This window comes from Mycobacterium sp. IDUB_19 (assembly GCF_055419445.1).
This window is the reverse complement of record NZ_JBVAXR010000221.1, coordinates 1-279: the sequence shown is the minus strand read 5'-3', so window position 1 is coordinate 279 and position 279 is coordinate 1. Positions and strand designations below refer to the sequence as shown.

General features: G+C 67.7%; 1 protein-coding gene. It reads right to left on the bottom strand.

Going from position 1 to position 279, the window contains the following annotated elements:
- Nucleotides 1-279: LGFP repeat-containing protein (locus tag ACZY0B_RS28035; protein ID WP_463767466.1), on the bottom strand; the 279-nt coding region annotated here is incomplete at both ends.

The following is a 279-nucleotide window of genomic DNA, read 5'->3' as shown; positions in this document are numbered from 1 at the left end:
CCACGCGGGTGACAGTGCCTTTCTCGCGGTCGAAGTTGAGCGTGCCGTGCTGGAAGTTCTGCACGATCCACTGAGGTTCGGGGATTTCGGCACTGGTCGGCAGGCCGAGCACTCCGCGCTCGAAGCCGAGCGTTCCCCACGCCTCGTAGATGGCACCGGTGACGGGCTGTGCGCCGCTGTCCGGCGACCAGTACACAGCGCCGCGCTCGAAGGTGGCGTAGCGCGCGTTTCCTTCACCGGCGGTCTCGGGTGAGGTCGGGTTGCCCAGCATTCCGGCCG